23 protein-coding genes and 1 pseudogene are annotated in these 21,083 nt (G+C 64.8%); 15 read left to right on the forward strand and 9 right to left on the reverse strand.

Annotated elements, in window-relative coordinates; all coding sequences use genetic code 11:
- Positions 1–80 precede the first annotated feature (80 nt).
- Complete coding sequence (locus tag AC1C2T_RS07120) at positions 81–464, reverse strand: VOC family protein (protein WP_495360954.1); 384 nt, start codon at positions 462–464, stop codon at positions 81–83.
- Between the two features lie 229 nt (positions 465–693).
- On the opposite strand from AC1C2T_RS07120, the gene AC1C2T_RS07125 reads away from it, so the two are divergent.
- Positions 694–1,278, forward strand: a complete 585-nt coding sequence (locus tag AC1C2T_RS07125; protein WP_495360953.1) for an HhH-GPD-type base excision DNA repair protein — start codon at positions 694–696, stop codon at positions 1,276–1,278.
- A gap of 162 nt (positions 1,279–1,440) precedes the next feature.
- Here the strand turns inward: AC1C2T_RS07125 and AC1C2T_RS07130 are convergent, their stop codons facing one another.
- Complete coding sequence (locus AC1C2T_RS07130; RefSeq protein ID WP_495384754.1) at positions 1,441–2,238, reverse strand: alpha/beta fold hydrolase; 798 nt, start codon at positions 2,236–2,238, stop codon at positions 1,441–1,443.
- A gap of 694 nt (positions 2,239–2,932) precedes the next feature.
- Here AC1C2T_RS07130 and nrdH point away from each other — a divergent pair.
- From nrdH to nrdF, 4 genes are all read left to right on the forward strand, one after another.
- Positions 2,933–3,166, forward strand: a complete 234-nt coding sequence (gene nrdH, locus AC1C2T_RS07135; RefSeq protein WP_495360951.1) for a glutaredoxin-like protein NrdH — start codon at positions 2,933–2,935, stop codon at positions 3,164–3,166.
- 68 nt (positions 3,167–3,234) lie between these two features.
- A complete protein-coding gene (gene nrdI / locus AC1C2T_RS07140; RefSeq protein WP_495360950.1) occupies positions 3,235–3,651 on the forward strand; it encodes a class Ib ribonucleoside-diphosphate reductase assembly flavoprotein NrdI in 417 nt (138 codons plus the stop codon).
- 32 nt (positions 3,652–3,683) lie between these two features.
- Complete coding sequence (gene nrdE, locus AC1C2T_RS07145) at positions 3,684–5,789, forward strand: class 1b ribonucleoside-diphosphate reductase subunit alpha (RefSeq protein ID WP_495384755.1); 2,106 nt, start codon at positions 3,684–3,686, stop codon at positions 5,787–5,789.
- A gap of 88 nt (positions 5,790–5,877) precedes the next feature.
- Entirely contained in the window at positions 5,878–6,900 is a 1,023-nt protein-coding gene (gene nrdF / locus AC1C2T_RS07150) for a class 1b ribonucleoside-diphosphate reductase subunit beta (protein WP_495384756.1), read from the forward strand.
- Between the two features lie 343 nt (positions 6,901–7,243).
- On the opposite strand, the gene AC1C2T_RS07155 is transcribed toward nrdF, so the two are convergent.
- A complete protein-coding gene (locus AC1C2T_RS07155; RefSeq protein ID WP_495384757.1) occupies positions 7,244–8,497 on the reverse strand; it encodes an FAD-dependent oxidoreductase in 1,254 nt (417 codons plus the stop codon).
- 423 nt (positions 8,498–8,920) lie between these two features.
- Between AC1C2T_RS07155 and AC1C2T_RS07160 the strand changes: the two genes are divergently transcribed.
- Both AC1C2T_RS07160 and AC1C2T_RS07165 read left to right on the forward strand, forming a co-directional pair.
- Positions 8,921–9,523 carry a DUF998 domain-containing protein gene (locus tag AC1C2T_RS07160; protein ID WP_495384758.1) on the forward strand — a complete coding sequence of 201 codons (603 nt, stop codon included), beginning with the start codon at positions 8,921–8,923 and terminating at the stop codon, positions 9,521–9,523.
- Between the two features lie 239 nt (positions 9,524–9,762).
- A complete protein-coding gene (locus AC1C2T_RS07165; protein ID WP_495384759.1) occupies positions 9,763–9,999 on the forward strand; it encodes a hypothetical protein in 237 nt (78 codons plus the stop codon).
- Between the two features lie 66 nt (positions 10,000–10,065).
- On the opposite strand, the gene AC1C2T_RS07170 is transcribed toward AC1C2T_RS07165, so the two are convergent.
- Both AC1C2T_RS07170 and AC1C2T_RS07175 read right to left on the reverse strand, forming a co-directional pair.
- Entirely contained in the window at positions 10,066–10,227 is a 162-nt protein-coding gene (locus tag AC1C2T_RS07170) for a hypothetical protein (RefSeq protein ID WP_332064384.1), read from the reverse strand.
- 122 nt (positions 10,228–10,349) lie between these two features.
- The gene (locus tag AC1C2T_RS07175) at positions 10,350–10,631 is read right to left on the reverse strand and encodes an immunity protein CdiI family protein (RefSeq protein WP_495384760.1); all 282 of its coding nucleotides are present in this window, start codon (positions 10,629–10,631) and stop codon (positions 10,350–10,352) included.
- A 162-nt stretch (positions 10,632–10,793) separates the two neighbouring features.
- Between AC1C2T_RS07175 and AC1C2T_RS07180 the strand changes: the two genes are divergently transcribed.
- Entirely contained in the window at positions 10,794–11,141 is a 348-nt protein-coding gene (locus AC1C2T_RS07180) for a hypothetical protein (protein WP_495384761.1), read from the forward strand.
- A gap of 430 nt (positions 11,142–11,571) precedes the next feature.
- On the opposite strand, the gene AC1C2T_RS07185 is transcribed toward AC1C2T_RS07180, so the two are convergent.
- Positions 11,572–11,763 carry a hypothetical protein gene (locus AC1C2T_RS07185; protein WP_495384762.1) on the reverse strand — a complete coding sequence of 64 codons (192 nt, stop codon included), beginning with the start codon at positions 11,761–11,763 and terminating at the stop codon, positions 11,572–11,574.
- Between the two features lie 225 nt (positions 11,764–11,988).
- Here AC1C2T_RS07185 and AC1C2T_RS07190 point away from each other — a divergent pair, with 225 nt between their 5' ends.
- From AC1C2T_RS07190 to AC1C2T_RS07210, 5 genes and pseudogenes are all read left to right on the forward strand, one after another.
- Positions 11,989–12,462 carry a DNA alkylation repair protein gene (locus AC1C2T_RS07190; protein WP_495360944.1) on the forward strand — a complete coding sequence of 158 codons (474 nt, stop codon included), beginning with the start codon at positions 11,989–11,991 and terminating at the stop codon, positions 12,460–12,462.
- 26 nt (positions 12,463–12,488) lie between these two features.
- Positions 12,489–13,041, forward strand: a pseudogene (locus AC1C2T_RS07195) (formylglycine-generating enzyme family protein); the annotation flags it as partial.
- An 84-nt stretch (positions 13,042–13,125) separates the two neighbouring features.
- Positions 13,126–13,728, forward strand: coding sequence for a helix-turn-helix domain-containing protein (locus AC1C2T_RS07200; RefSeq protein ID WP_495384763.1), 603 nt, complete (start codon positions 13,126–13,128; stop codon positions 13,726–13,728).
- Positions 13,709–14,299, forward strand: a complete 591-nt coding sequence (locus AC1C2T_RS07205) for a DUF6036 family nucleotidyltransferase (protein ID WP_495384764.1) — start codon at positions 13,709–13,711, stop codon at positions 14,297–14,299. Before AC1C2T_RS07200 ends, AC1C2T_RS07205 begins: the two co-directional genes overlap by 20 nt.
- On the forward strand, positions 14,296–15,039 hold the full coding sequence (locus tag AC1C2T_RS07210) for a formylglycine-generating enzyme family protein (RefSeq protein ID WP_495384765.1): 744 nt from the start codon (positions 14,296–14,298) through the stop codon (positions 15,037–15,039). Before AC1C2T_RS07205 ends, AC1C2T_RS07210 begins: the two co-directional genes overlap by 4 nt.
- A gap of 30 nt (positions 15,040–15,069) precedes the next feature.
- Here AC1C2T_RS07210 and AC1C2T_RS07215 read toward each other — a convergent pair whose 3' ends face one another.
- Complete coding sequence (locus tag AC1C2T_RS07215) at positions 15,070–15,687, reverse strand: TetR/AcrR family transcriptional regulator (RefSeq protein ID WP_495384766.1); 618 nt, start codon at positions 15,685–15,687, stop codon at positions 15,070–15,072.
- 139 nt (positions 15,688–15,826) lie between these two features.
- Here AC1C2T_RS07215 and AC1C2T_RS07220 point away from each other — a divergent pair, with 139 nt between their 5' ends.
- A complete protein-coding gene (locus AC1C2T_RS07220) occupies positions 15,827–16,201 on the forward strand; it encodes a DUF1048 domain-containing protein (RefSeq protein WP_495384767.1) in 375 nt (124 codons plus the stop codon).
- 1 nt (position 16,202) lies between these two features.
- Here the strand turns inward: AC1C2T_RS07220 and AC1C2T_RS07225 are convergent, their stop codons facing one another.
- Both AC1C2T_RS07225 and AC1C2T_RS07230 read right to left on the reverse strand, forming a co-directional pair.
- A complete protein-coding gene (locus AC1C2T_RS07225; protein WP_495384768.1) occupies positions 16,203–18,371 on the reverse strand; it encodes an FUSC family protein in 2,169 nt (722 codons plus the stop codon).
- A gap of 102 nt (positions 18,372–18,473) precedes the next feature.
- Positions 18,474–19,535, reverse strand: coding sequence for a linear amide C-N hydrolase (locus tag AC1C2T_RS07230; protein WP_495384769.1), 1,062 nt, complete (start codon positions 19,533–19,535; stop codon positions 18,474–18,476).
- A 328-nt stretch (positions 19,536–19,863) separates the two neighbouring features.
- Here AC1C2T_RS07230 and AC1C2T_RS07235 point away from each other — a divergent pair, with 328 nt between their 5' ends.
- Positions 19,864–21,015 (forward strand): enoyl-CoA hydratase/isomerase family protein, encoded by a 1,152-nt coding sequence (locus AC1C2T_RS07235; protein WP_495384770.1) that lies wholly within the window; start codon positions 19,864–19,866, stop codon positions 21,013–21,015.
- The last annotated feature ends 68 nt before the right edge of the window (positions 21,016–21,083 follow it).

Below are 21,083 nucleotides of genomic sequence, written 5' to 3' on the forward strand. Positions count from 1 at the left end.
GCTCACCTGGACGCGGCGCGCCGTGGTTGCGTCCGGATCTCCGGAGTTATGCGCGGCCGCGACCGCCGCGACTGCGGGTCTTACCCCTGCTGGCTCCAGTCCGGCAGTTGCTGCAGCGTCCATGTGTTGCCGTCGGGATCCTTCACCGTGACGAAGCGGCCCCACGCCTGCTCGTCGACGCCCTCGGCCTCGACGCCTTTCGCGCGGAGGTCGGCGAGCACGGCGTCGGCGTCGGCGATCACAACCTGGATCACGTCGAGCGTGCCGGGCTCGAGCGTGCCGCCGAGGCCTTCGCCGAAGGCGATGGAGCACGCAGATCCGGGCGGGGTCAGCTGCACGAAGCGCAGTCCCTCGCTGACCACCTGGTCGTGATCGGCGTTGAAGCCGAGTTTGTTCACGTAGAAGTCCTTCGCGCGGTCGATGTCGGTGACGGGCACGTGGATGAGTTCGATCTTCCAGTCCATGGTGACTCCTCGGGGATTCGATGCGATGAGGTGCGATTCGTTCCATCGAATCGCTTGCCTTCACGGTAGACAACGATGCGGTCAGTTTCCGTCCGCATTCGAGCGCTACGGATGCCGCGGCTCACGCCGCGACATTCGGCCGTCGAGCTCGGTCGAGAGTGCAGTTGTTGCCGTGTGGTGGGCGCGGAGTGCACTCTCGTCTGGGCGGCCCGTGCCGCTTGGTGGAAGGATGGGACGCATGGCATTGCACATCACGGGAGATCCGGCCGCCGACGCACTGCTCAGCGACGACGCGTTCGCGTTGCTCACGGGAATGCTCCTCGACCAGCAGGTGAGCATGGAGTCGGCGTTCGCCGGGCCGGAGAAGATCCGTTCACGCATCGGCTCGATCGACCCGGCAACGATCGCGGGGTACGACCCCGAGGCTTTCGTCGAGGCGTTCAAGCAGACGCCGGCCGTGCATCGCTTCCCCGGATCGATGGCCGGTCGTGTGCAGGCGCTCGCCGAGGCGGTCGTCGCCGACTGGGGCGGCGATGCATCCGCGATCTGGACGCAGGGCGACCCCGACGGTGCCGAAGTGCTCGCTCGACTCAAGAAGCTGCCGGGCTACGGCGACCAGAAGGCGCGCATCTTCCTCGCGCTCCTCGGCAAGCAGCGCGGCCTCACCGCGCCGGGCTGGCGCGAGGCCGCGGGCGCGTACGGCGACGAGGGCGCGTTCCGCTCGGTCGCCGACATCGTCGACCCCGAGTCGCTCGCCAAGGTGCGCGCGACGAAGCAGGCGGCGAAGGCGGCGGCGAAGGCCGCGAAGGGCTGACAGCCCTCCGGCCGGCACGCCTCCGGCTGGCGCCGATCCGGCTGGCACACCTCCGGCTGGCGCCGATCCGGCTGACACGCCTCCGGCTGGCGCCGATCCGGCTGGCGCCGCTGCAGCCGTCGCTGCAGCCGCCGCTGCAGCCGCCGAATCAGGCGAGAGCCCTCAGCCGACGAGGAATCCCGCGATCGTCAGCGCCATCGACTTCGGCTCCCAAGCGTGTTGGGCGGCGGGCACCGTGCCGGCCACCGCGTTCGGCAGGTTCGCGACGAGCGAGTCGGCGGCGGGGCGCATGGTTTCGAGGGTCTGCTCGCCGATGAGCACGAGCGTCGGTTGCGTGATGCCGGCCCAGAGCGACGCCCGAGGCGCGCTCTGCGTCCAGGCGAGCACCTCGGAGTCGGGCTCGAGGCTCGGCCCCATCGCGGTCATGATCGGCCAGCCGGGGCTCGCCTTCGACCCCGCGAGCCACTCGGGCGGCATGTCCTTCATGAAGTACTCGATGATCGCGTCGCCGTCGCCCACCGCGATGCGTTCGCGAAGACCGGCAAGAAACTGCTCGCCTTCGGGGCCGAGTTCGGCGTTGAGCGGCACCTCCCACAGCACGAGCTTCGAGATCGACAGACCCGCGGATGCCGCGGCGAGGGCGATCGCCCCACCTGACGAGCTGCCGAACAGCGCGACGGCGTCGTCGGCGCCCTCGGTGGCTTCGGCGATGAGCGCGCGGAGGTCGTCGAGGGTCTGCTCGAGGGTGATCGGCGGCTCGGCGGGGCTCTCGCCGCGGCCGCGCCGGTCGTAGTGCACGACGGAGAAGCCGTGACCGGCGAGCTCCTTGGCCATCTCGGTCGTGGCGGCATCGAAGGCGCGGAACTGCATCGCCCCGTCGACGAGGATCACGGGCGGCCCCGAGCCCTGCTGGTCGTAGGCGATGCGTGTGCCGTCGGCGGATGTCACGTACTCGGTCATCAGGCGGGCCCCTTCGCTCGGGGTCAGGTTACGCCTGCTGGGCGCATTCTGCCGGGGGTTGAGGGTGTCGTCTGTGCGGGTTGAGCTTGTCGAAACCCAGCACCACAGGGGCTTCGACAGGCTCAACCTGCAGAGAGGGGGTTTCGACAGGCTCAACCTGCAGAGAGGGGTTTCGGCAGGCTCAACCTGCAGAGAGGGGGTTTCGGCAGGCTCAACCTGCAGAGAGGGGGTTTCGGCAGGCTCAACCTGCAGAGAGGGGGTTTCGACAGGCTCCACCTGCAGAGAGGGGGTTTCGGCGGGCTCAACCTGCAGAGAGAGGGTTTCGACGGGCTCAACCTGCAGAGCGGGAATGTCGGTGGGTGGTGGCATCGTGGGGGTTACAACACCATATGTAGGGGTCGGTGAGGCGAATCGCCCCCAAGGGTTCCGATTCGCGACACGCCCGGCATCCGTCCACAGGCCAAGAGATTTCGAACTCGGCGGGTGTGGATAACCCGGGTCGAAGCCCCCGAGAATCCGCCGGTCGCCGCGGCATCCATGTTCACAACCGGTGGATAACCCGGTGGATAACTACACGAATGTAACTACTGCATGTTGTGGCATTCGAGTTCCACGAACACTAGATGTAGTATTGAAGAACGAAAGAAACACCGGGGGACGGGCTCCTCCAGAGCCTGAGAACGAGGGGAAAACAATGACGGTCACGGTCTACACCAAGCCTTCTTGCGTGCAGTGCAACGCGACGTACCGCGCCCTCGACAGCAAAGGCATCGAGTACGAAGTGCTCGACCTCTCTGTCGACGAGAGCGCGCTCGCGCAGGTCAAGGAACTGGGGTACCTGCAAGCTCCGGTCGTCATCACCGATGAAGGCCACTGGTCGGGTTTCCGGCCCGACAAGATCGCCGAACTCGCGTCTCGACTCGCCTGAGGCTCCCTGAGCCTGTCGAAGGAGCGGGGGTTCGCTTCGACAGGCTCAGCGAACGAGGGAGGGTAACCATGACGAACCTGGTCTACTTCTCGAGCGTTTCGGGCAACACGAAGCGCTTCGTCGAGAAGCTCGGTCGCACTGCGGCCCGCATCCCGCTGCATGCGCGTGAAGAAGCACTGCACGTCGACGAGCCGTACGTGCTCGTCGTGCCGACCTATGGCGGCGGCGACGGCAAGGGTGCCGTTCCGAAGCAGGTCATCCGCTTCTTGAACGATCCCGACAACCGCTCGAACATCCGCGGCGTCATCAGCGCGGGCAACACCAACTTCGGTACGGCTTTCGGCCTGGCCGGCGACATCATCGCCGCCAAGACCGGGGTGCCGCACCTCTACCGCTTCGAAGTATTCGGAACACCAGACGACGTTCGCGCCGTCAACGATGGATTGGACGTATTTTGGCAAACACAGCGACAACTGACGGCGTAGCGCTCATCGACGCACCGCGATCGGCGAGCGGCATGGACTACCACTCCCTGAACGCGATGCTGAACCTCTACGGTCCGAACGGTGAGATCCAGTTCGAGAAAGATCGCGAGGCCGCGCGGGAGTACTTCCTGCAGCACGTCAACCAGAACACCGTCTTCTTCCACTCGCTGAAAGAGCGGCTCGACTACCTCGTCGAGAAGGAGTACTACGAGCAGGCCGTGCTCGACCAGTACTCGTTCGAGTTCATCACCAAGCTCAACGACCGCGCATACTCGAAGAAGTTCCGCTTCGAGACGTTCCTCGGCGCGTTCAAGTACTACACGAGCTACACACTCAAGACCTTCGACGGCAAGCGCTACCTCGAGCGCTTCGAAGACCGCGTGGTCATGACCGCGCTCGGTCTCGCCCAGGGCGACGAGAAGCTCGCCGTCAACCTCGTCGAGGAGATCATCGGCGGCCGCTTCCAGCCGGCCACCCCGACGTTCCTCAACACGGGCAAGGCGCAGCGCGGCGAGCTCGTCTCCTGCTTCCTGTTGCGCATCGAAGACAACATGGAGTCGATCTCGCGCGGCATCAACTCCGCCCTGCAGCTCTCGAAGCGCGGCGGCGGCGTGGCGCTCTCCCTGAGCAACATTCGCGAGGCCGGCGCCCCGATCAAGCAGATCGAGAACCAGTCGAGCGGCATCATCCCCGTGATGAAGCTCCTCGAAGACAGCTTCAGCTACGCCAACCAGCTCGGTGCTCGCCAGGGTGCCGGTGCGGTGTACCTCAGCGCCCACCACCCCGACATCATGCGGTTCCTCGACACGAAGCGTGAGAACGCCGACGAGAAGATCCGCATCAAGACGCTCTCGCTCGGTGTCGTCGTGCCCGACATCACGTTCGAGCTCGCCAAGAACGGCGAAGACATGTACCTCTTCTCGCCGTACGACGTCGAGCGCGTCTACGGTAAGCCGTTCGGCGACATCTCGGTCACCGAGAAGTACCGCGAGATGGTCGACGACCCCCGCATCAAGAAGACGAAGATCAACGCCCGCGAGTTCTTCCAGACCCTCGCCGAGATTCAGTTCGAGAGCGGCTACCCCTACATCGTGTTCGAAGACACGGTGAACAAGGCGAACCCCATCAAGGGCCGCATCAACATGTCGAACCTCTGCAGCGAGATTCTGCAGGTCAACACGCCGACGACGTACAACGAAGACCTCTCGTACAACGAGATCGGCAAAGACATCTCGTGCAACCTCGGTTCGCTGAACATCGCGCTCACGATGGACTCGCCCGACTTCGGCAAGACCGTCGACACCGCCATCCGCGGCCTCACCGCCGTGTCGAACATGAGCCACATCACCTCGGTGCGTTCGATCGAAGACGGCAACGACAAGTCGCACGCCATCGGCCTCGGCCAGATGAACCTGCACGGCTACCTCGCCCGCGAGCGCATCTTCTACGGCAGCGAAGAGGGCATCGACTTCACGAACATCTACTTCTACACGGTGCTGTTCCACGCCCTGCAGGCGTCGAACAACATCGCGAAGGAACGCGGCGAGACCTTCGATGGGTTCGCCGACTCGAAGTACGCGTCGGGTGAGTTCTTCGACAAGTACACGGATGCCGCGTGGGTGCCCGAGACCGCGAAGGTCACGCAGCTCTTCGCCGACTCGAACGTGCACATTCCGACGCAGGAGGACTGGAAGGCGCTGAAGGCGTCGGTCGCCGAGTTCGGCATCTACAACCAGAACCTGCAGGCCGTGCCGCCGACCGGTTCGATCTCGTACATCAACAACTCGACGGCCTCGATCCACCCGATCGCGTCGAAGATCGAGATTCGCAAAGAGGGCAAGCTCGGCCGCGTCTACTACCCGGCGGCGTTCATGACGAACGACAACCTCGAGTACTACCAGGACGCCTACGAGATCGGCTACGAGAAGGTCATCGACACCTACGCCGCGGCGACGCAGCACGTCGACCAGGGCCTCTCGCTCACGCTCTTCTTCAAGGACACGGCGACGACGCGCGACATCAACAAGGCGCAGATCTACGCATGGAAGAAGGGGATCAAGACGATCTACTACATCCGCCTGCGTCAGATGGCCCTCGAAGGAACGAACTTGGAGGAGTGCGTCAGCTGCATGTTGTGAGGATTTCTCACCAACTGTGGGTTGAGCCTGTCGAAACCCACCCCACCCGAGACATCCACCACGAGACATCCGCTCAAAAGGAAATGACATGACTCTCACAGACCCGGTGAATTCGGCCAGCAACGATCCCGCCCACACGGGCGGCAAGTTGAAGCTGGTCAGCCACGTCAATGCGATCAACTGGAACCGCATTCAAGACGACAAAGACCTTGAGGTCTGGAACCGTCTGGTCAACAACTTCTGGCTGCCCGAGAAGATTCCGCTGTCCAACGACATCCAGTCGTGGAACACGTTGACCCGCGACGAGCAGATTCTGACGATGCGCGTGTTCACGGGCCTCACGCTGCTCGACACCATTCAGGGCACGGTCGGTGCGGTCTCGCTCATTCCCGACGCGATCACCCCGCACGAAGAGGCCGTCTACACGAACATCGCGTTCATGGAGTCGGTGCACGCGAAGAGCTACTCGTCGATCTTCTCGACGCTGTGCTCGACGAAGGACATCGACGACGCGTTCCGCTGGTCGGTCGAGAACGAGAACCTTCAGAAGAAGGCCGCGATCGTCATGGAGTACTACCAGGGCGACTCCCCGCTGAAGCGAAAGGTCGCCTCGACGCTGCTCGAGAGCTTCCTGTTCTACTCCGGTTTCTACCTGCCGATGTACTGGTCGTCGCGGGCGAAACTCACCAACACGGCCGACATGATCCGCCTCATCATTCGAGACGAGGCCGTGCACGGGTACTACATCGGCTACAAGTTCCAGAAGGGGCTCGAGCCGCTCTCGCAGGCCGAGCGCGACGACCTGAAGGACTACACGTTCTCGCTGCTCTACGAGCTCTACGACAACGAGGTGCAGTACACGCAAGACCTCTACGACGGTGTCGGCCTGACCGAAGACGTCAAGAAGTTCCTGCACTACAACGCCAACAAGGCCCTCATGAATCTCGGCTACGAGCCGATGTTCCCGAAGACCGTCACCGACGTGAACCCGGCGATCCTCTCGGCGCTCTCCCCGAACGCGGATGAGAACCACGACTTCTTCTCGGGTAGCGGGTCGTCGTATGTGATCGGCAAGGCCGTGGTCACCGAGGATGAGGACTGGGACTTCTAGAGCTTGTGAGAGCTTTCGACCGACAGGCCAAGGAGACGGCGGAGAGCGTGTCGAGGCTGAAGCGATTGAGGTAGCTTAACCGGGCCGTTTCGCGGGCGGGTTCTACGAGAATGGGCAACCAGCGGATCATCGGCGGTGACCCATTCCGCGGGGCACCCGCTAAGCCTTGCGCTGATGGACCGGCTTCCGGCGCTGCCGAGGCATGTTCTAGAACAGGGGGTGCATGTTCTTCACCGGGCGGCATCGTTGCTCGGTACGGTTCAACTCCCTGGATCGGGGCGCTTCGACAAGCTCAGCGACCGGGGACGACCAGGCAGCCGGGCTGACCGGCGACCGCGACGGGTCAAGCGCGCAGGCGCGCGAGGCGCGGCGCGTCGGGCGCGAGGCGCGCGGCGACGGCGACCGCCGACAGGATCGCGCTCTCGTGCGAATCGGCGTCGGCGGTGTACAGCCCTGCCAGCGACACGCCGTGCGCGCCCTGCAGGGGGCGCAGCCGCCGCTGCGCGTCGAAGTACGCGGTGTCGATGAGCCCGTGCCGATAGGTCGCGGTCGCGTACAGCGGCTGCGGCAGTTCGTCGTCGAACGTCACCCAGCTCTTGAAGATGGGCATTCCGCGCGCAGGGCTCCACACCGACAGCGAGCTGTGCGCCCCGTCTGTGCGCACGTTCACGACCGACCACGCAGTCTCGTCGCGGGGCATGAGCCGCCGGTCACCGTGGATCGCGATGGTCGTGTCGAAGTATCCGAAGCGCGCCAGTTGCTCGCGGGTTTCGGACAGCTCCGGCAGCGGCGAGAGCAGGTCAAGCGCGGTGCGGGCATCGCAGGCCAGCACGACATGATCGAAGGGATGCCGCACGCCTGCCGCCTCGACGAGTAATGAGCCGTCCGCATCCCGAGTGAGGGAATCGACCGGCGCACCAGGGAACAGCTGCGCGCGCTCGAGCGAGGAGACAAGGGCGTCAACGTAGACCCGGAGGCCGCCGGGAACCTCGCTCTGCTCCGGCGGCGCGAAACCTTTCGGTAGATTCGCACCCAGGTAGTACAGCGCGTTGTATGCAGCGAACCGGCGGAAATCGGCGAGGTCGACGCACCAGAATGCGAGCAGCAGCGGGAACAGGAAGTCATCGACGAACGACTTCGGCAGCCGGCAGCGCTCGACATAATCGGCGATCGTGATCGTCGTGTCATGCTCGGCGAGGAACGCGGGGATGCCCGACAGGAACGCCCGGAAGCGCAGCAGATGCATGACAGCGCGCGGTGTCAGCGACGCCCACACCGTGCGGCCGCTGTTCAGCGGCGGCATCACGACCGGTCGGCTGCCGTTACCGCGAGCGACGGTGAGCGTCGCCGGATACGTGGTGCGCGGCACGTCGAGCGCGTCGAGCAGTCGGTTGAACGTCGAATACGCGGCGCTCCGCCCGAAGAACTGGAATCCCGCGTCCACGGCGAGAGTCTGCCCATCGACCTCGATGTCGACGGTGTGGGCGTGACCGCCGAGGCGGTCGTCCTTCTCGAACAGGGTGACGTCGTGATGCTGCTCCAACAGCCAGGCCGTCGCCAGGCCGGCCGCGCCACCCCCGATGATGCCTATCCGCATGTGTGTGCACCGTTCTCTCTGAGCCGCCGGAGCGATCGGCTGCAAAGCCGTTTCTCAGGTCGAGGACCAGAGCCCCTCGATACGCCAAGGTGCCATCGAAGTCGCAGAAGACCAAGCGATTGGTCCCGAGCCTAACCATGCCAGACCAGGCGTCTGGACGCCGACACGGGGCGCCTCCAAAGCCGGCCGGTCATCGCTGCACGACTGGCCGATGACGGATCCGCCCGCGGGCACATTGGCTCTCGATTTGTAGTCACGGTGACCGCTACCATGCGGGGATGAGCACAGCGCAGACCGCCACCGTCCCGATCAAAGCCGTCGCGGCACTGTGGCACCGCTCAACCGCGGCGGACATGCTACTTCAACGGATCGACTGAACCCACGCCGCAGGAGGATGCCCGTGGTCGCTGGAGGTTTGGCCTGTTGAGCGTCGCTGCCATCGCCGCCGTGACGGCGCTCGTCGCCGGCGGGATCACGGCGGGCCTGATCGCGATCCTTCACGTTCTCAAGCCCGAGTACGACCCGTCCTGGCGGATGATCAGCGAATACTCCTTGGGGCGATACGGGTGGGTGATGCGCCTCGCCTTCGTCACGATGGCCATCGGCCTTGCGGCGACGAGTGTCGCCTTGTGGCCGTTCGGCGGCGCGTGGACCACCATCCTGGCCGCCGTCGCAATGGGTGCGCTCGGTGCCGCGTTCATAGACGCCGATCCGATCATGACTCCGCGCGCTCAGGCTACGCCCGTGGGCAGGGCGCACACGGTGCTGGGCGGGGTGTTGCTCGCCGGCTTCCCTCCTGCCGCGCTGTTCGCGGGGGTTGGGGTGGCGACCGCGCTCGGCTGGACGCTGGCGATCGTATCCGTTGTTCCGTTGGCCGGCCTGGTGTGGTTCCTCATCGCCGCGGCCCCAGCCCACGGGCAGGGTGGCTCGCCTGAGATCCGAATCGGATGGCCGGACAGGTTCTGCCTCCTCGCCTACTTGGCATGGGTGGTGCTGGCCGCTGTCGGCGTGCTGTCCGCCATGTGACACAAGTGCGCCCGCCTACAAGCCCAACGTGGCCCACGTCCGCCATGCGCGCGTCCCATTCGGTCGCGGCGACACGCCGGAAGATCGATTCCCGCAGTGAGGTGCCGCTCGTGACGTGACCGCATGCGGATCGGCTTGCGGACAGGCGACCTAAGACAGCTCGCACGGCTGACCACAATCACCCACTGTCGGGATGAGAATGGGCAGATGCGCACGAGCAGGTACCAACGGAGGCATTGATGGATTCGCTCGAAGACCCCTCATCTCTTACGCTCACCTCTCGGCAGGCGTTCCTAGCCATGACAGAGTTCATCTGGCGCTATGCCCAGTCGGCTGGCGATGATCTGCTTGCGTTGATTGGCGACACCGGCATCGAATCGGATGGCGGGCCCACGGACCCGGCGGCGTGGGACGACTGGTCCGATAGCGTCGCCTGGATCCTAGATGGCCATCCACCGCGCACCGCATTGACTTGACGGCGGAAACGCCGCCGTTGCGATGTTGCTCACAACGATCGGAGACGGGCGTTCGAGCCCAGTGGTCTAGACCGAGACGCCATCGCGAAGCTGCACGGTGAATGCGTCAAGGACGGCGTCCGCAATCAGCGGTGACATGTCTTCCAGCCTCCGATGTACGCCGAGTTGAGCATCGATCTCCTCCGCGATCACTGTCGCTAACGCGCGTGCAACGTTCAACTCGTCCATCGAAATCCTCCTGTGCACAAGCCGTCTCACATGATCACACCATCTGATTCACGATCAGGCATCTGACCTGCCCGGTAGCGACCAGCTATCGGGCCAAATTCAGGTCCAATACGGGCTGAGATTCAGTCCGAGGTTGCCGAGCGCAACTGCAGGGGCTCGAAGTGATCCGTGACCTGCCACCCACTGGGCAGTTCTTCTCTCAACCAGGCCACGGTGGCGCGGACTGCGGTATCGAATTTGTAGAGCTCAGCCTGGCTCCAAAGCCATTCGCCGGTCGGGTCCTCCCAGTCGACCGCAGAATCATAGGAATGGGCGAGTGAATCGAGCTCGTCACGTAGATTTTGGCTAACTGGCAGACGCTGGTGGTCGACAAACGGATACCCGTAGTACTCGCGGTCGGCCACGGAGGCATCGTCGACCCAAAGGGTCGTACCAGACCCTGCCTCGAAGAAGAATCGAACACTCACCATGCAGGTCAGTATGCCTCCCAGAAACGTAGATGGAGCCGCAAAGTTTGGCCCGCCCGCGCATAGCGTGCGCGGTTGCGGGTCCGATACGCTCCACGCATGATCGAGGGCCTGGACGAGCAAGCCGACCCCTTCCGGGCCCAGTTGGACTCCCGGTGGGAGAAGTACCTGTCAACGGGCGAAACCGCTGATGACCACGGACAATGGATCACCATGGCTCTCTCCGTTTACCGTGACGAGATCGTTCACTACGGAGCGCAGCTCTTGAACGACTCCACCATTCGGCCTTGGGACGCCGAAACTGCGCAGGCTCGATTCAAGGACTATCAAGCCGCTGCCCACGCGCACGATGCTGACCCACGTAAATGGGAGGCTGCCTTCTGGGCGCGGGTTCGTCGTCGCGCGGCGACCGGCCGACACTCGCCGTTCGATGGACAGAAGCCATAGGTAGACGACCTCAGGACGGCCATGAGTGGGCGCCCGCAATTGGATCCATCAGCGGGCGCTACCGACACACCTGCCGTGCCCAGGTAGGCCAAACATCGGAATCAGCGTCGAGGTCTATCCCTTGCAATCGGATCAAGCACACATCACGCGCTGATCGAGTCACCGCCCACAGACTGTGAGACCGACCGCGGGACTGTGAAGGAATCCATTCGAGCACTCCATCGAGGTCCGTATCCGTCAGCTCCCACTCTTCCTTCGCACTGCCGTCCTCAGCCCAGAAGTAGACCCGGTAGCTCGGATCATCAACTTGTTGCGTCTGATCCCGCGGATCGATGAGCGCTGCTCTCATGCATCGACCGTATCGGCCAACGTCAGATCGTCTATAGACGATCGGTCACCGGACGATCTCCCTATGCCTGCGAAGGTGATCTCATTCTTGAGATTGCCGGGGGGAGCGGGAGACGAAAAAGTAGGTGCCCCAGCAAAGCAACGCGGGGAGTGCCACGATCACAGCAAAGATGGGTCTCGCGAAAATCAGAGCGAAGGCGAGCGCGGCTACCACGACGATGGCCGTAATGACTGAAACCAAGAGCCACGCTGTTCTTGCACCGGGTGTGATCATGGCGAAAGGGTACCCGCCCTCATGGCGCGACCCGGCTTTCTGAACACGGAGATCGGCCGGCTCCTACTTCGACTTCCACTTGGCTTGCTGTCGCGATTGGGGATCCGCTTGCGGGACTCACACTGGCTCAACGGCAGACGGTATTCGGCTGCGACCAAGATCAGCGTTCGGAAGAAGGACGTTCGTGTCGCGTCCACCGGTGTCGCCGAAGAGGAGAATCGAAGCATGACGACGCCGGCCGAGTTCATCGACCGCACGCTCCAAGCCGAGGGTTCCGAAGTGCGGGCGCAGGCGGAGGCCAGCCGGATCGGCAATGGCCTCAGGTTCTACGGTGCGTCGGTCGGCGCTGTGCGCGGCACGGTGCGGGACGCCGACCGACGGTATCCCGGGATGTCGCACGACGAGGTCACCGCGCTCGCCGCGGAGTTGTGGGCGGAGCCGGTCTACGAGCGCCGGCTCGCGGCGATCGTCCTGCTGCAGCGCTCGCTGCCGAGGCTGCGGGGGAGTGATCTCACCCGGATCGAGCAGTTCGTTCGTGAGGCGCGTGTCCCCGGGCTCATCGACCCTCTGGCCATCGACGTGGTTCGTCCGCTGCTCGAACGTTTGGAGGAGCCGGATGCCACGCGCGCCCGGCGCATCATCGATCGCTGGTCGGAGTCCAGTGAGCCGACCCTGCGCCGAGCCGCCGGCTTGCTCTGACTCGGCATGAAGGGGAGACTGCACCGGTGACGGATATCGAGCTGGCGCGCATCGAGGCCGGCACGGTCACCCTCCACGACGCGCGCCGCAAGGTGCGGTGTGTACCCGGTGACGCAGGAGCAGCTCGCCGAGATGATCGGTGAGACCGCGACGCATCCCCGGCGGCCAGCGACCGACGTGAGTTGGCTGCGTGCGATTCGGTTCTGCAACGCGGCATCCGAGTGGGAGGGGCTCGACCCCGTCTACACGTTCGATGGCGAGGATGTCACGTGGCATGTCGACGCCGATGGGTACCGCCTGCCGACGGAAGCCGAGTGGGAGTTCGCGTGCCGGGCCGGGTCGACGCGGCCGCACTACGGCCCGCTCGACGAGGTCGCCTGGACGAGCGCCGACGGCGTGACCGCGCCGCAAGACGTCGGCGGGAAGCATCCGAATCTCAACGGGCTCTTCGACACCCTCGGCAACGTGTGGGAGTGGTGCTTGGACCTGCTCGACCCTGCCCGCTACGACGCCTACCGCGTGTTCCGCGGCGGCGGGTTCGCCGATGACGCCTGGAGCGTCAGGGCGTCGACCGTACGAGTACAGCGCAGGGAACTACTGAGCATCGCTTCAGCGAGAGTTGAGCCGTAGTCAAGTATAGTTATTCCTATACAGGAGGGGCGGATGTCAACACTGATCAGAGACACGCGGAAAAAGCGGGGGCTCACGATATACGAGCTCGCGCGGCTTCTCGGCGTCACCCCTGGCGCAGTGTCGCAGATGGAGAAGTCCGAGCGAGACGATTCAATTCGGGTCATGACTCTGAAGCGAGCGCTTCAGGCCATGGGGGCCGATATGGCTTCAGAAGCGTACGACGCTCCGATGGCAGCCAAGCGAATGCTCACTTCCAGGTCGGCAGCAGAGGCGATCGCTCGAAAGCTCAAGGAGCGTGACGAGGACACCGCGCTTCGTATTGCGATTCAGTCACTCGAACACTTCGACTCGGCCGAGACTCCTACGGAGCGAGCAGATTTCCTTCGCAGGCCGAACTCGACTGGCGATCTGAAGTGGGACACGTTGCTCGCTACTGCTATTGGCTGGAAGGCTCAGCGGCTTGGCAGACCCAGACCGGCCTGGACGCGCATGCCGGCGCTCCGAACGGAGTGGCTCCCGGGGACTCCGGGTCGACCGTCAGACGAATATCTAGAAATGATCCGGCGGCAGGCCGACCCAGAGTTCCTCACGAAGGGAATCCTGCTGAGAGAACGTGACCTTGCGACGGCCTGAGAACGAGGACGGGCTCTTCACCGCCGACGAGATCCGCGAGATTCTTGAAGATCTCGGAAACCGCATCGCTGATCGACACGAACATGTCGATGCGTACATCGTCGGAGGCGTGGCGATAGCGCTCAACCTCGGCTTCCGAACGAGTACCGACGATGTTGATGGGCTGTTCTCGAACCACGATCTGGTACTCGAACTGGCAGAAGAGATCGCTGGTGAACGGAGCATCCCCACTTCGTGGCTCAGCACTCGAGTTCGTTCGTACATCCCCACTTGGGCGAAGACAGATGACAAAGAAGCGCGCGTCATCGAGTTGCGCGGAATCACCATCCGACTGGCTTCTCCGAAATGGTTGCTTGCAATGAAAATGGCCGCCGGAAGGATGAAAGACCGACAGGACATCATCGAGCTGATTCGCTTTCTCGACATCCATAGAGCCGATGCGATCGTGGATTGGACGATCGAGGTTCACGGCAACGAGTCGATGATCCTCACTGACACCCCCGAAGATCTCACCCTCTTCGCTGAAGAGATGCTGCGGCTGGCATGGCCCGAGGGGAGACTGCCTCGGTGACGGACATCGAGATGGCGCGCATCGAGGCCGGCACGGTCACCCTCCACGACGCGCGCCGCAAGGTGCGGTGGAGCGTCGACCTTGAGGCGTTCGAGATCGGGGTGTACCCGGTGACGCAGGAGCAGCTCGCGGAGATGATCGGGGAGACCGCGACGCATCCCTACCGGCCCGCCACGGATGTGAGTTGGCTGCGTGCGATTCGGTTCTGCAACGCGGCATCCGAGTGGGAGGGGCTCGACCCCGTCTACGCCTTCGATGGTGAGGATGTCACGTGGCACGTCGACGCCGATGGGTACCGCCTGCCGACCGAGGCGGAGTGGGAGTTCGCGTGCCGGGCGGGGTCGACGCGCCCGCACTACGGCCCGCTCGACGAGATCGCCTGGACGAGCGCCGACGGCGTGACCGCACCGCAAGACGTCGGCGGGAAGCATCCGAACCTCAACGGGCTCTTCGACACCCTCGGCAACGTGTGGGAGTGGTGCTGGGACCTGCTCGACCCTGCCCGCTACGACGCCTACCGCGTGTTCCGCGGCGGCGGGTTCGCCGACGACGCCTGGAGCGTGCGGGCGTCGACCCGGCGGGGCGGCGCTCCGCGCATGCATCACGAAGACGTCGGGTTCCGCGTCGCGCGCGGCGGGTTCGATGCGACGGATGCCGCGCAGGGATGGTCCGCGGAGGCAGACCTGGAGCGCGCGGCGATCGACGGCCCGCTGCCATTCGGATGGACGCCTCGCGGCTGACCGAACGACCGATGCCGCGAGCGGCGTGTGTCAGCCGGCCGTGTCGCCGACGTGGCGCAGACCTGCGAGCACATGGGCGATGCGGGTGCGGAGTTCGTCGGCGTCGGGCATGCCGAGGTGGAAGGCAAGGCGGTGGTAGATGGGGCCGTAGAGCAGGTCGAGGGCGACGCCGAGGTCGGCATCCTCAGGAATCTCGCCCGCACGCTGCGCCGACCGCAAGCGGTCTTCGAAGAGCACGATGTTCGGCCGGATGATCTGCTCGCGGAGCTGGGTCGCGAGCGCCGGATCGCGCTGCGCCGCGGCGATGATCGCGGCGACCGGCGAGGTGTCCTGCGGGATGTAGAGCGCCACGACCGCGGTCAACTGCGTGTGCAGGTCGCGCGCGAGGTCGCCGGTGTCGGCGTGGCTCGCCGTGCTCGCGGTCAGGTCGGAGACCGCCTCGAGCAGGACCGCGCCCTTCGAGGGCCACCATCGGTAGATCGTCTTCTTGCTGACTCCGGCGCGCTTCGCGATCGCCTCGATCGTCAACCGGGCGAATCCGGTCTCGCGGCAGAGTGCCATCGCGGCTTCGAGGACCGCGACGCGAGCACGCTCGCTGCGTCTGCTGGGATCGGGCGACGTGGTCACCGAATTCTGCGGCGTGGTCACTCGATCAGAGTACACGCTACGTGTCGTGTTGCATTGACGCTCGGCCATCTGCTACTTTCTGACCAACACGACACGTAGCGTGTCGTTACGGAAGCAGTGGTGGCGCCCGGGCGGCGTCGCGCCGGAGCAGAGGAGCAACATGAGCGTGGCAACTGGATGGCCCGGCGCGATTGCCGACGCATCCGCCGACGTGGCGAACACCGAACAGCCCGAGGCCCGCAGGCGTCAGCTGCCGGCCCAGTACCGCGCAGCCATCGATACCGTCGAGCGGTACCTGGTGCGCCGGGGCGACCTCACCAACGGCGACATCCTCGATCGCCTGCTCGACGACCTGGCCGACCTGTTCGAGCAGAGCGCGGCCGACGGCGTCGCGGTGCGCTCGATCGTGGGGGAGGACCCGGCGGAGTTCGCCGACCTGTTCCTCGGCAACTACGCCGAGGGTGAGGCGATCGATGCCGAGCGGAGCCGACTCCGCGAGACGATCGACGCGATCGTCGGCCGTCGGTCGACCTAATCTAGCCCGGAGCGGATGATTCCTCGATCGCTCTGGAGTCCTTGCTGCGGCGATCTGCTGGGGCGACAACTTCGCTGAGGCGTCCCATCGCCCAGCTGAGTCGTTCGAGCGCAAGCAGCGCCGCGGCGGCGGGCGAATCGCCACCGGACGGTGATCGGTCGATGGCCGGAAGACCAGAAGGTTGTTCCTGAGCGATGGTGGAGGACTCGACTGAGCCATCCAGCTGCCGACGAACACGAGCCGCCATGTCGCGAGTGTCGGCGATGGCGCCCTGCAGCGCACGCTGGTGCCCGAGTGGAGAGCCCCCGGCCCCGGCCCCGGCCATGGCCAGGGCCATGGCCATCTGAGCGAACCGGACTGCCGACCTCGTCGCAATGTACATGAGATGGATGGCGGACTCTTCGCGCTCGTGCCGGCCGGCCAGGAATGCCGCCGACATCGCCGAGACGGTCTGGTCGACGTCCTCCTGCGCAGCTTCCAGCGCCTGCACTCGCGCCAATACGTCGCTGCTCCCGCCTGGTGTCGCAAGGAGATCCGACCCCTGCTGCAGCAGCTCATCGAGGGCGTCGAAGTAGGCATTCACTTTGGTGACGAGAGCCGGGCGCGAGTTCGACGAGAGGATCAGGTAGGCACAGAGCACGCCGATGACCGCACCCATGAGGGTCTCCTCGAGGCGCAGCTCCAGAATGTTGCCGTGAAGCACTCCGAGCATGCCGTAGATCGCCACCAGCATGACCGTCATGAAGAATGACGAGTACACGTAGTTGAGCGGTCCGAAGTAGAGCATCCCGAAGATGCCGACCACACAGATCGCGATGAGAGCGGCGGTGTTTCCGTGCGCCAGGTACGCAGCGCCGACACCGACGAGGATTCCCGCTGCTGTCCCCGTGACGCGGCGATACGCGCGTGTGAGGATGCCGCTGCGTGTGGTGGTGCTGAGGAAGATCACGAACGCCGTGAGTACCGCCCAGTACCAACGCGACGCGGAAATGGCCTCTCCTGCGATGGTGGCGATCGACGCGGCGATCATGGCTTGTACTGCGAGCCGACTCGTCGGAGTCCATTCGCGCCATGGCCTCCATCGCAGCGCCCGCTCTGGGGCCGTGGCGTCAGAACGGTGAGAAGCCGGCGACCGCGTGGGGCTCACTTTCGACTGCGTCGACGACCCCTGGCTGAGATCGAGGGCACGAACGCGCGCATGAGCGAGGGTGCTCTGGGCCATGGGGTATGCGAACCTGCCGTCCTCGCTGTGATGCACACCGGCGAGGACCTGTTCGGCCCACGATGCAGCCTCCGCGATCTGCGCATCAGATGCCTGTTCATCGAGCATCGTGAGTGTAGAGGTGAGTGGCCGGCCCTGGACAGCGGATGCTGCGCCGTGCTTCGAGCCGGCGACTCCAGTCAGCTCGAAGCACACCTCTTCTGTATCGATGCGGGCGTCGAGAACCCGTTCGGCCAAGGTCTCCTCGTCGCAGTCGATGTACTGATCTGTGCGAAATCTCTGCTGCCACGACGTGACGGCACGCCCGATCGCGTCCATCCGTGCAAGGCGTGCGCGCAACGTGCGGGTGTGCTCAGGAGCGAGCGCTGCTTCAAGAGCCGACGCCGAGGCGATCCGCAGCTCGGTCAAGAGCACTGCGAGCTCACGTCGCGGTCGCTGGATGCCGAGCAGTAGTCGCGCCACCAGCTGCGTCGAAACTGCTCCGATTGCGAGCAGGCAGTATGCCGGCAGCTCCGCCGTCGTGGGCGCCATGAACAATGTGAAGAAGTACGCGAGGAAGCCCATCGTCCCCAGCGCCGTGGCTCGGGGACCGAACCGGCGGATCCACATGGCGACCCCGGTGAGGAGCACGAACACCACGACCACCGCGGGCCGCCACGCAGAGAGTACTGCGGCGAGCAGTACGGCGAGCAGCACGACCGGTACGAGCAGCGCCGCCGTGATGACACGGCCCCCAGGGCTCCGGTCTTTCACGATGTTGCCGGCCTGAACAGAAAGGAAGACCGCCATGGCCAGAAGCGCACTGTCTGCGTTGAGCAGGTGCACCACCGTCAACGCGAAGAGTGCACTCCCGAGCACCCCTGCCGACACCGCGGCGGCAGCAGTCAGGCGCGCTCGACCTGGATCACGTGCACCGAGCACGTATGAAACGCGATTGGTGGCGCTCATGGTGCCGCCCTCGTTCTGGCCTGTCTCGTCACGCGCATCGACCTCGTCGCCCCTGCTGTTCTCTGGGAACAGTAGGGGCGACGCGGTCGGAATGTGCGCGGGCTACTTCGCAGAAGCAGCACCAGCAGTAGCCTGCGCCTGCGCCTGCGCCTGCGCTGCAGCGAGGAACTGCTTCTCCATCGCGAACGTCAGCAGGTTCAGCGGCCCTTTGTCCTCGAATTTGTCGCTGACGTCGCCGGCGATGCCGTGCTTGACGGCCAGGTCGTCGACGAGATCGAGCTTGAGCTGCGGTGCACCCTCGCTGAGATCCAATTCATCCAGGTCTATCCAGACGATGTTCGGGCAGGTCGTCGACTCGAACACGTAGCGCTTGTTCGTCAGATCGCTGACGACCTGCCACAGTGTCTGCGATGCGTCAGGCTTGCCCGGGTCGGGCTCGCGGAACGGCTGCGCCGCGTTGCGGATGACGCTGAACATCGCTGCAATGGCAGCGAGCTGCGTCTTCGGCTGCTCGAGACGCGACACGTAGTACGACGCCCGTGCGAACCGGTCGCTCGCGAGCGTCGACCCGGGGATCGGCTTGTCGCCGCCGAGACCGGTGATCGTCTTCACGAGCTCGAGCTGGTGATCGTACGTGGGCGAGTTCGTCATGACCGTGTACTCGGCGCTGTGGTACACCTTCGGCTTGCCGTCGCTGTACTCGATGATCGCCGAGTCGCCAGTGGCGTCGTCGAGCGCGAGGTGGATCGCCGGGGGCTTGCCGCCGGTCGGGTCCACCATCTGCACGACCTGGACGTTCGTCTCCTCGACCCACGCGACGGCTTCTGCCACGGTGCCGAAATTGTCGAGGAAGTACTGCATCCACACGGCCTGACTCAGTTTGGTGCGGTCAGTCTCGGGGGTGCCGTAGTCGGACTCCGCGAGCCATAGCACGTGACCGGCGAGGCCTGCTTCGTTGAGACCGTCGACTGAGATCATGTCGAACGCGGTCGCCACGACGCTGCCGTACTTCGAGGTCCAGGTGAGCCGGCCCTCTACGCCGTCGTCACGCGAGATGCCCTTCGGCTGTGTCCACACGTTCGTGTGCAGGTCCTCGTGGAAATCCATGTTGCGGCCGACGATGACCGCTCCGTTGGCGTTCGGCCACATCACCCGAGTACACATATCTGTCTCCTTCTCTGAGATCTCCGAGATCTTCGGGCTTCGGGCTTCGGGCTTCTGGCTTCTGATTCAGGTGTTCGGCAGAAGTACACGTTCAGTCTCTCGAGCGATACTCTTCTTTCGCGCGAGGATCAGGGGAATTCATCCTCGGCATCGCCCTCTGCTTCACCCGGGTCTCACTCCCGCCTCACCCGGGATCCATGGGGCGGATGCGGCGGTGCTGGGACCTGCTCGATCCTGCCCGCGACGACGCGTATCGCGTGTTCCGCGTCACACGCGGCATCCGGAGCTGGGTCATCGCCATAGGCCAGGTTCCCGTACCGTTGTGCGAGTGAATTCACCTGTCAGCGCCGTCGCGGTCGGAACCCTCGGCCACCTGAGTCTCAACCGTCCGGAGTGGATCAACGCGATCGACCTCGCGATGATGCATGCCTTGACCGAAGCCCTCGACAGGTGGGCGGTCGATCCCGCCATCTCGGCGATCTTGCTGGACGGCGTCGGCGACTACGGGTTCTGCGCGGGCGGAGACCTCCGTGAGGTCTTGGCAGGTGCGGCTGGGGGTATGACGATCGGAGCGGTCTTCTTTCGCGACGAGTACCGCTTGATCGCGAAGCTCGCCGAATACCCGAAGCCGGTCGTGTCGATCATGCACGGGATGACGATGGGTGGCGGCATCTCGCTTGGCGGCCACGTCTCAACACGGGTCGTGACCGACCAGGTGAAACTGGGGCAAGGGGAAACCGGCTACGGCTTCGTTCCCGACGGCGGAGCGACCTGGCGACTCGCGCGTGTTCCCGGCGAGATCGGCACGTATCTGGCCATGAACTCGGTCGACATGACCGCCGCGGACGCGATCGCCCTCGGCTTCGCCGACGTGATGGTGCCGATCGGGCGGATCCCGGAGCTGACCGCGGCGCTCACGGACGGCGACGATTCGACCGCACCTGACGAAAAGGTACGGCGGTTCGCGGCCGACCCCGGTCCATCGACGTTGTTCGATCGGCGTGACTGGATCGACGCGTGCTATTCGGCTGACACGGTCGAGGCGATCCTCACGCGGCTCTGGGCGTTCTCGAACGGAGAGGAGGTCGAGGGACTCCGCGCCGCCGATTCGAGTGACTCCGGGGCCGCGGCAAACGCGGCCGATGCCGCCGATACGCTGCTCCGATTGTCACCGACGGCTCTCGTGGCGACCCTGCGCTCGGTGCGGGCCGCGCGCAACGGCGAGACGCTGCGCGACGCGCTGGAGCGTGAACTCCGCCTCGCCCGCTGGTTCACGATGCAGCCCGACCTGTTCACCGGAGTGCAGGCGCTTGTAGCGCAGAGCACCGGCACGCTCCACCAGGGGACCGTGCCTGAATGGCGACCCGCAGATCTCGCGGACGTCAAGAGCTCCGACATCACTGCGGCCATGGAGACCCCACTCCGCCACAGCGTGTTCCGCCGCGACCTTGCCATCCCCGAAGAGGCACCAGAGTCCTGATGTAGTGCGTCGTGACCTTGCACCATGGTTCACGCCGGTCGAAGTCGCCATGGGCGCCGAGACGCCGC

Source organism: Agromyces sp. Y558 (assembly GCF_059445415.1).

Excerpts from the sequence above, each read along its gene's own strand:
- AC1C2T_RS07170 (WP_332064384.1), bottom strand. The coding sequence starts at position 10,227 with ATGGACGAGTTGAACGTTGCACGCGCGTTAGCGACAGTGATCGCGGAG.
- nrdH (WP_495360951.1), top strand. The coding sequence starts at position 2,933 with ATGACGGTCACGGTCTACACCAAGCCTTCTTGCGTGCAGTGCAACGCG.
- AC1C2T_RS07220 (WP_495384767.1), top strand. The coding sequence starts at position 15,827 with ATGAGCGTGGCAACTGGATGGCCCGGCGCGATTGCCGACGCATCCGCC.
- AC1C2T_RS07185 (WP_495384762.1), bottom strand. The coding sequence starts at position 11,763 with ATGATCACACCCGGTGCAAGAACAGCGTGGCTCTTGGTTTCAGTCATT.
- AC1C2T_RS07230 (WP_495384769.1), bottom strand. The coding sequence starts at position 19,535 with ATGTGTACTCGGGTGATGTGGCCGAACGCCAACGGAGCGGTCATCGTC.
- AC1C2T_RS07125 (WP_495360953.1), top strand. The coding sequence starts at position 694 with ATGGGACGCATGGCATTGCACATCACGGGAGATCCGGCCGCCGACGCA.
- AC1C2T_RS07225 (WP_495384768.1), bottom strand. The coding sequence starts at position 18,371 with ATGAGCGCCACCAATCGCGTTTCATACGTGCTCGGTGCACGTGATCCA.
- AC1C2T_RS07190 (WP_495360944.1), top strand. The coding sequence starts at position 11,989 with ATGACGACGCCGGCCGAGTTCATCGACCGCACGCTCCAAGCCGAGGGT.
- nrdE (WP_495384755.1), top strand. The coding sequence starts at position 3,684 with ATGGACTACCACTCCCTGAACGCGATGCTGAACCTCTACGGTCCGAAC.
- AC1C2T_RS07180 (WP_495384761.1), top strand. The coding sequence starts at position 10,794 with ATGATCGAGGGCCTGGACGAGCAAGCCGACCCCTTCCGGGCCCAGTTG.
- AC1C2T_RS07155 (WP_495384757.1), bottom strand. The coding sequence starts at position 8,497 with ATGCGGATAGGCATCATCGGGGGTGGCGCGGCCGGCCTGGCGACGGCC.
- AC1C2T_RS07200 (WP_495384763.1), top strand. The coding sequence starts at position 13,126 with ATGTCAACACTGATCAGAGACACGCGGAAAAAGCGGGGGCTCACGATA.
- AC1C2T_RS07120 (WP_495360954.1), bottom strand. The coding sequence starts at position 464 with ATGGACTGGAAGATCGAACTCATCCACGTGCCCGTCACCGACATCGAC.
- AC1C2T_RS07130 (WP_495384754.1), bottom strand. The coding sequence starts at position 2,238 with ATGACCGAGTACGTGACATCCGCCGACGGCACACGCATCGCCTACGAC.
- nrdF (WP_495384756.1), top strand. The coding sequence starts at position 5,878 with ATGACTCTCACAGACCCGGTGAATTCGGCCAGCAACGATCCCGCCCAC.
- AC1C2T_RS07165 (WP_495384759.1), top strand. The coding sequence starts at position 9,763 with ATGGATTCGCTCGAAGACCCCTCATCTCTTACGCTCACCTCTCGGCAG.
- nrdI (WP_495360950.1), top strand. The coding sequence starts at position 3,235 with ATGACGAACCTGGTCTACTTCTCGAGCGTTTCGGGCAACACGAAGCGC.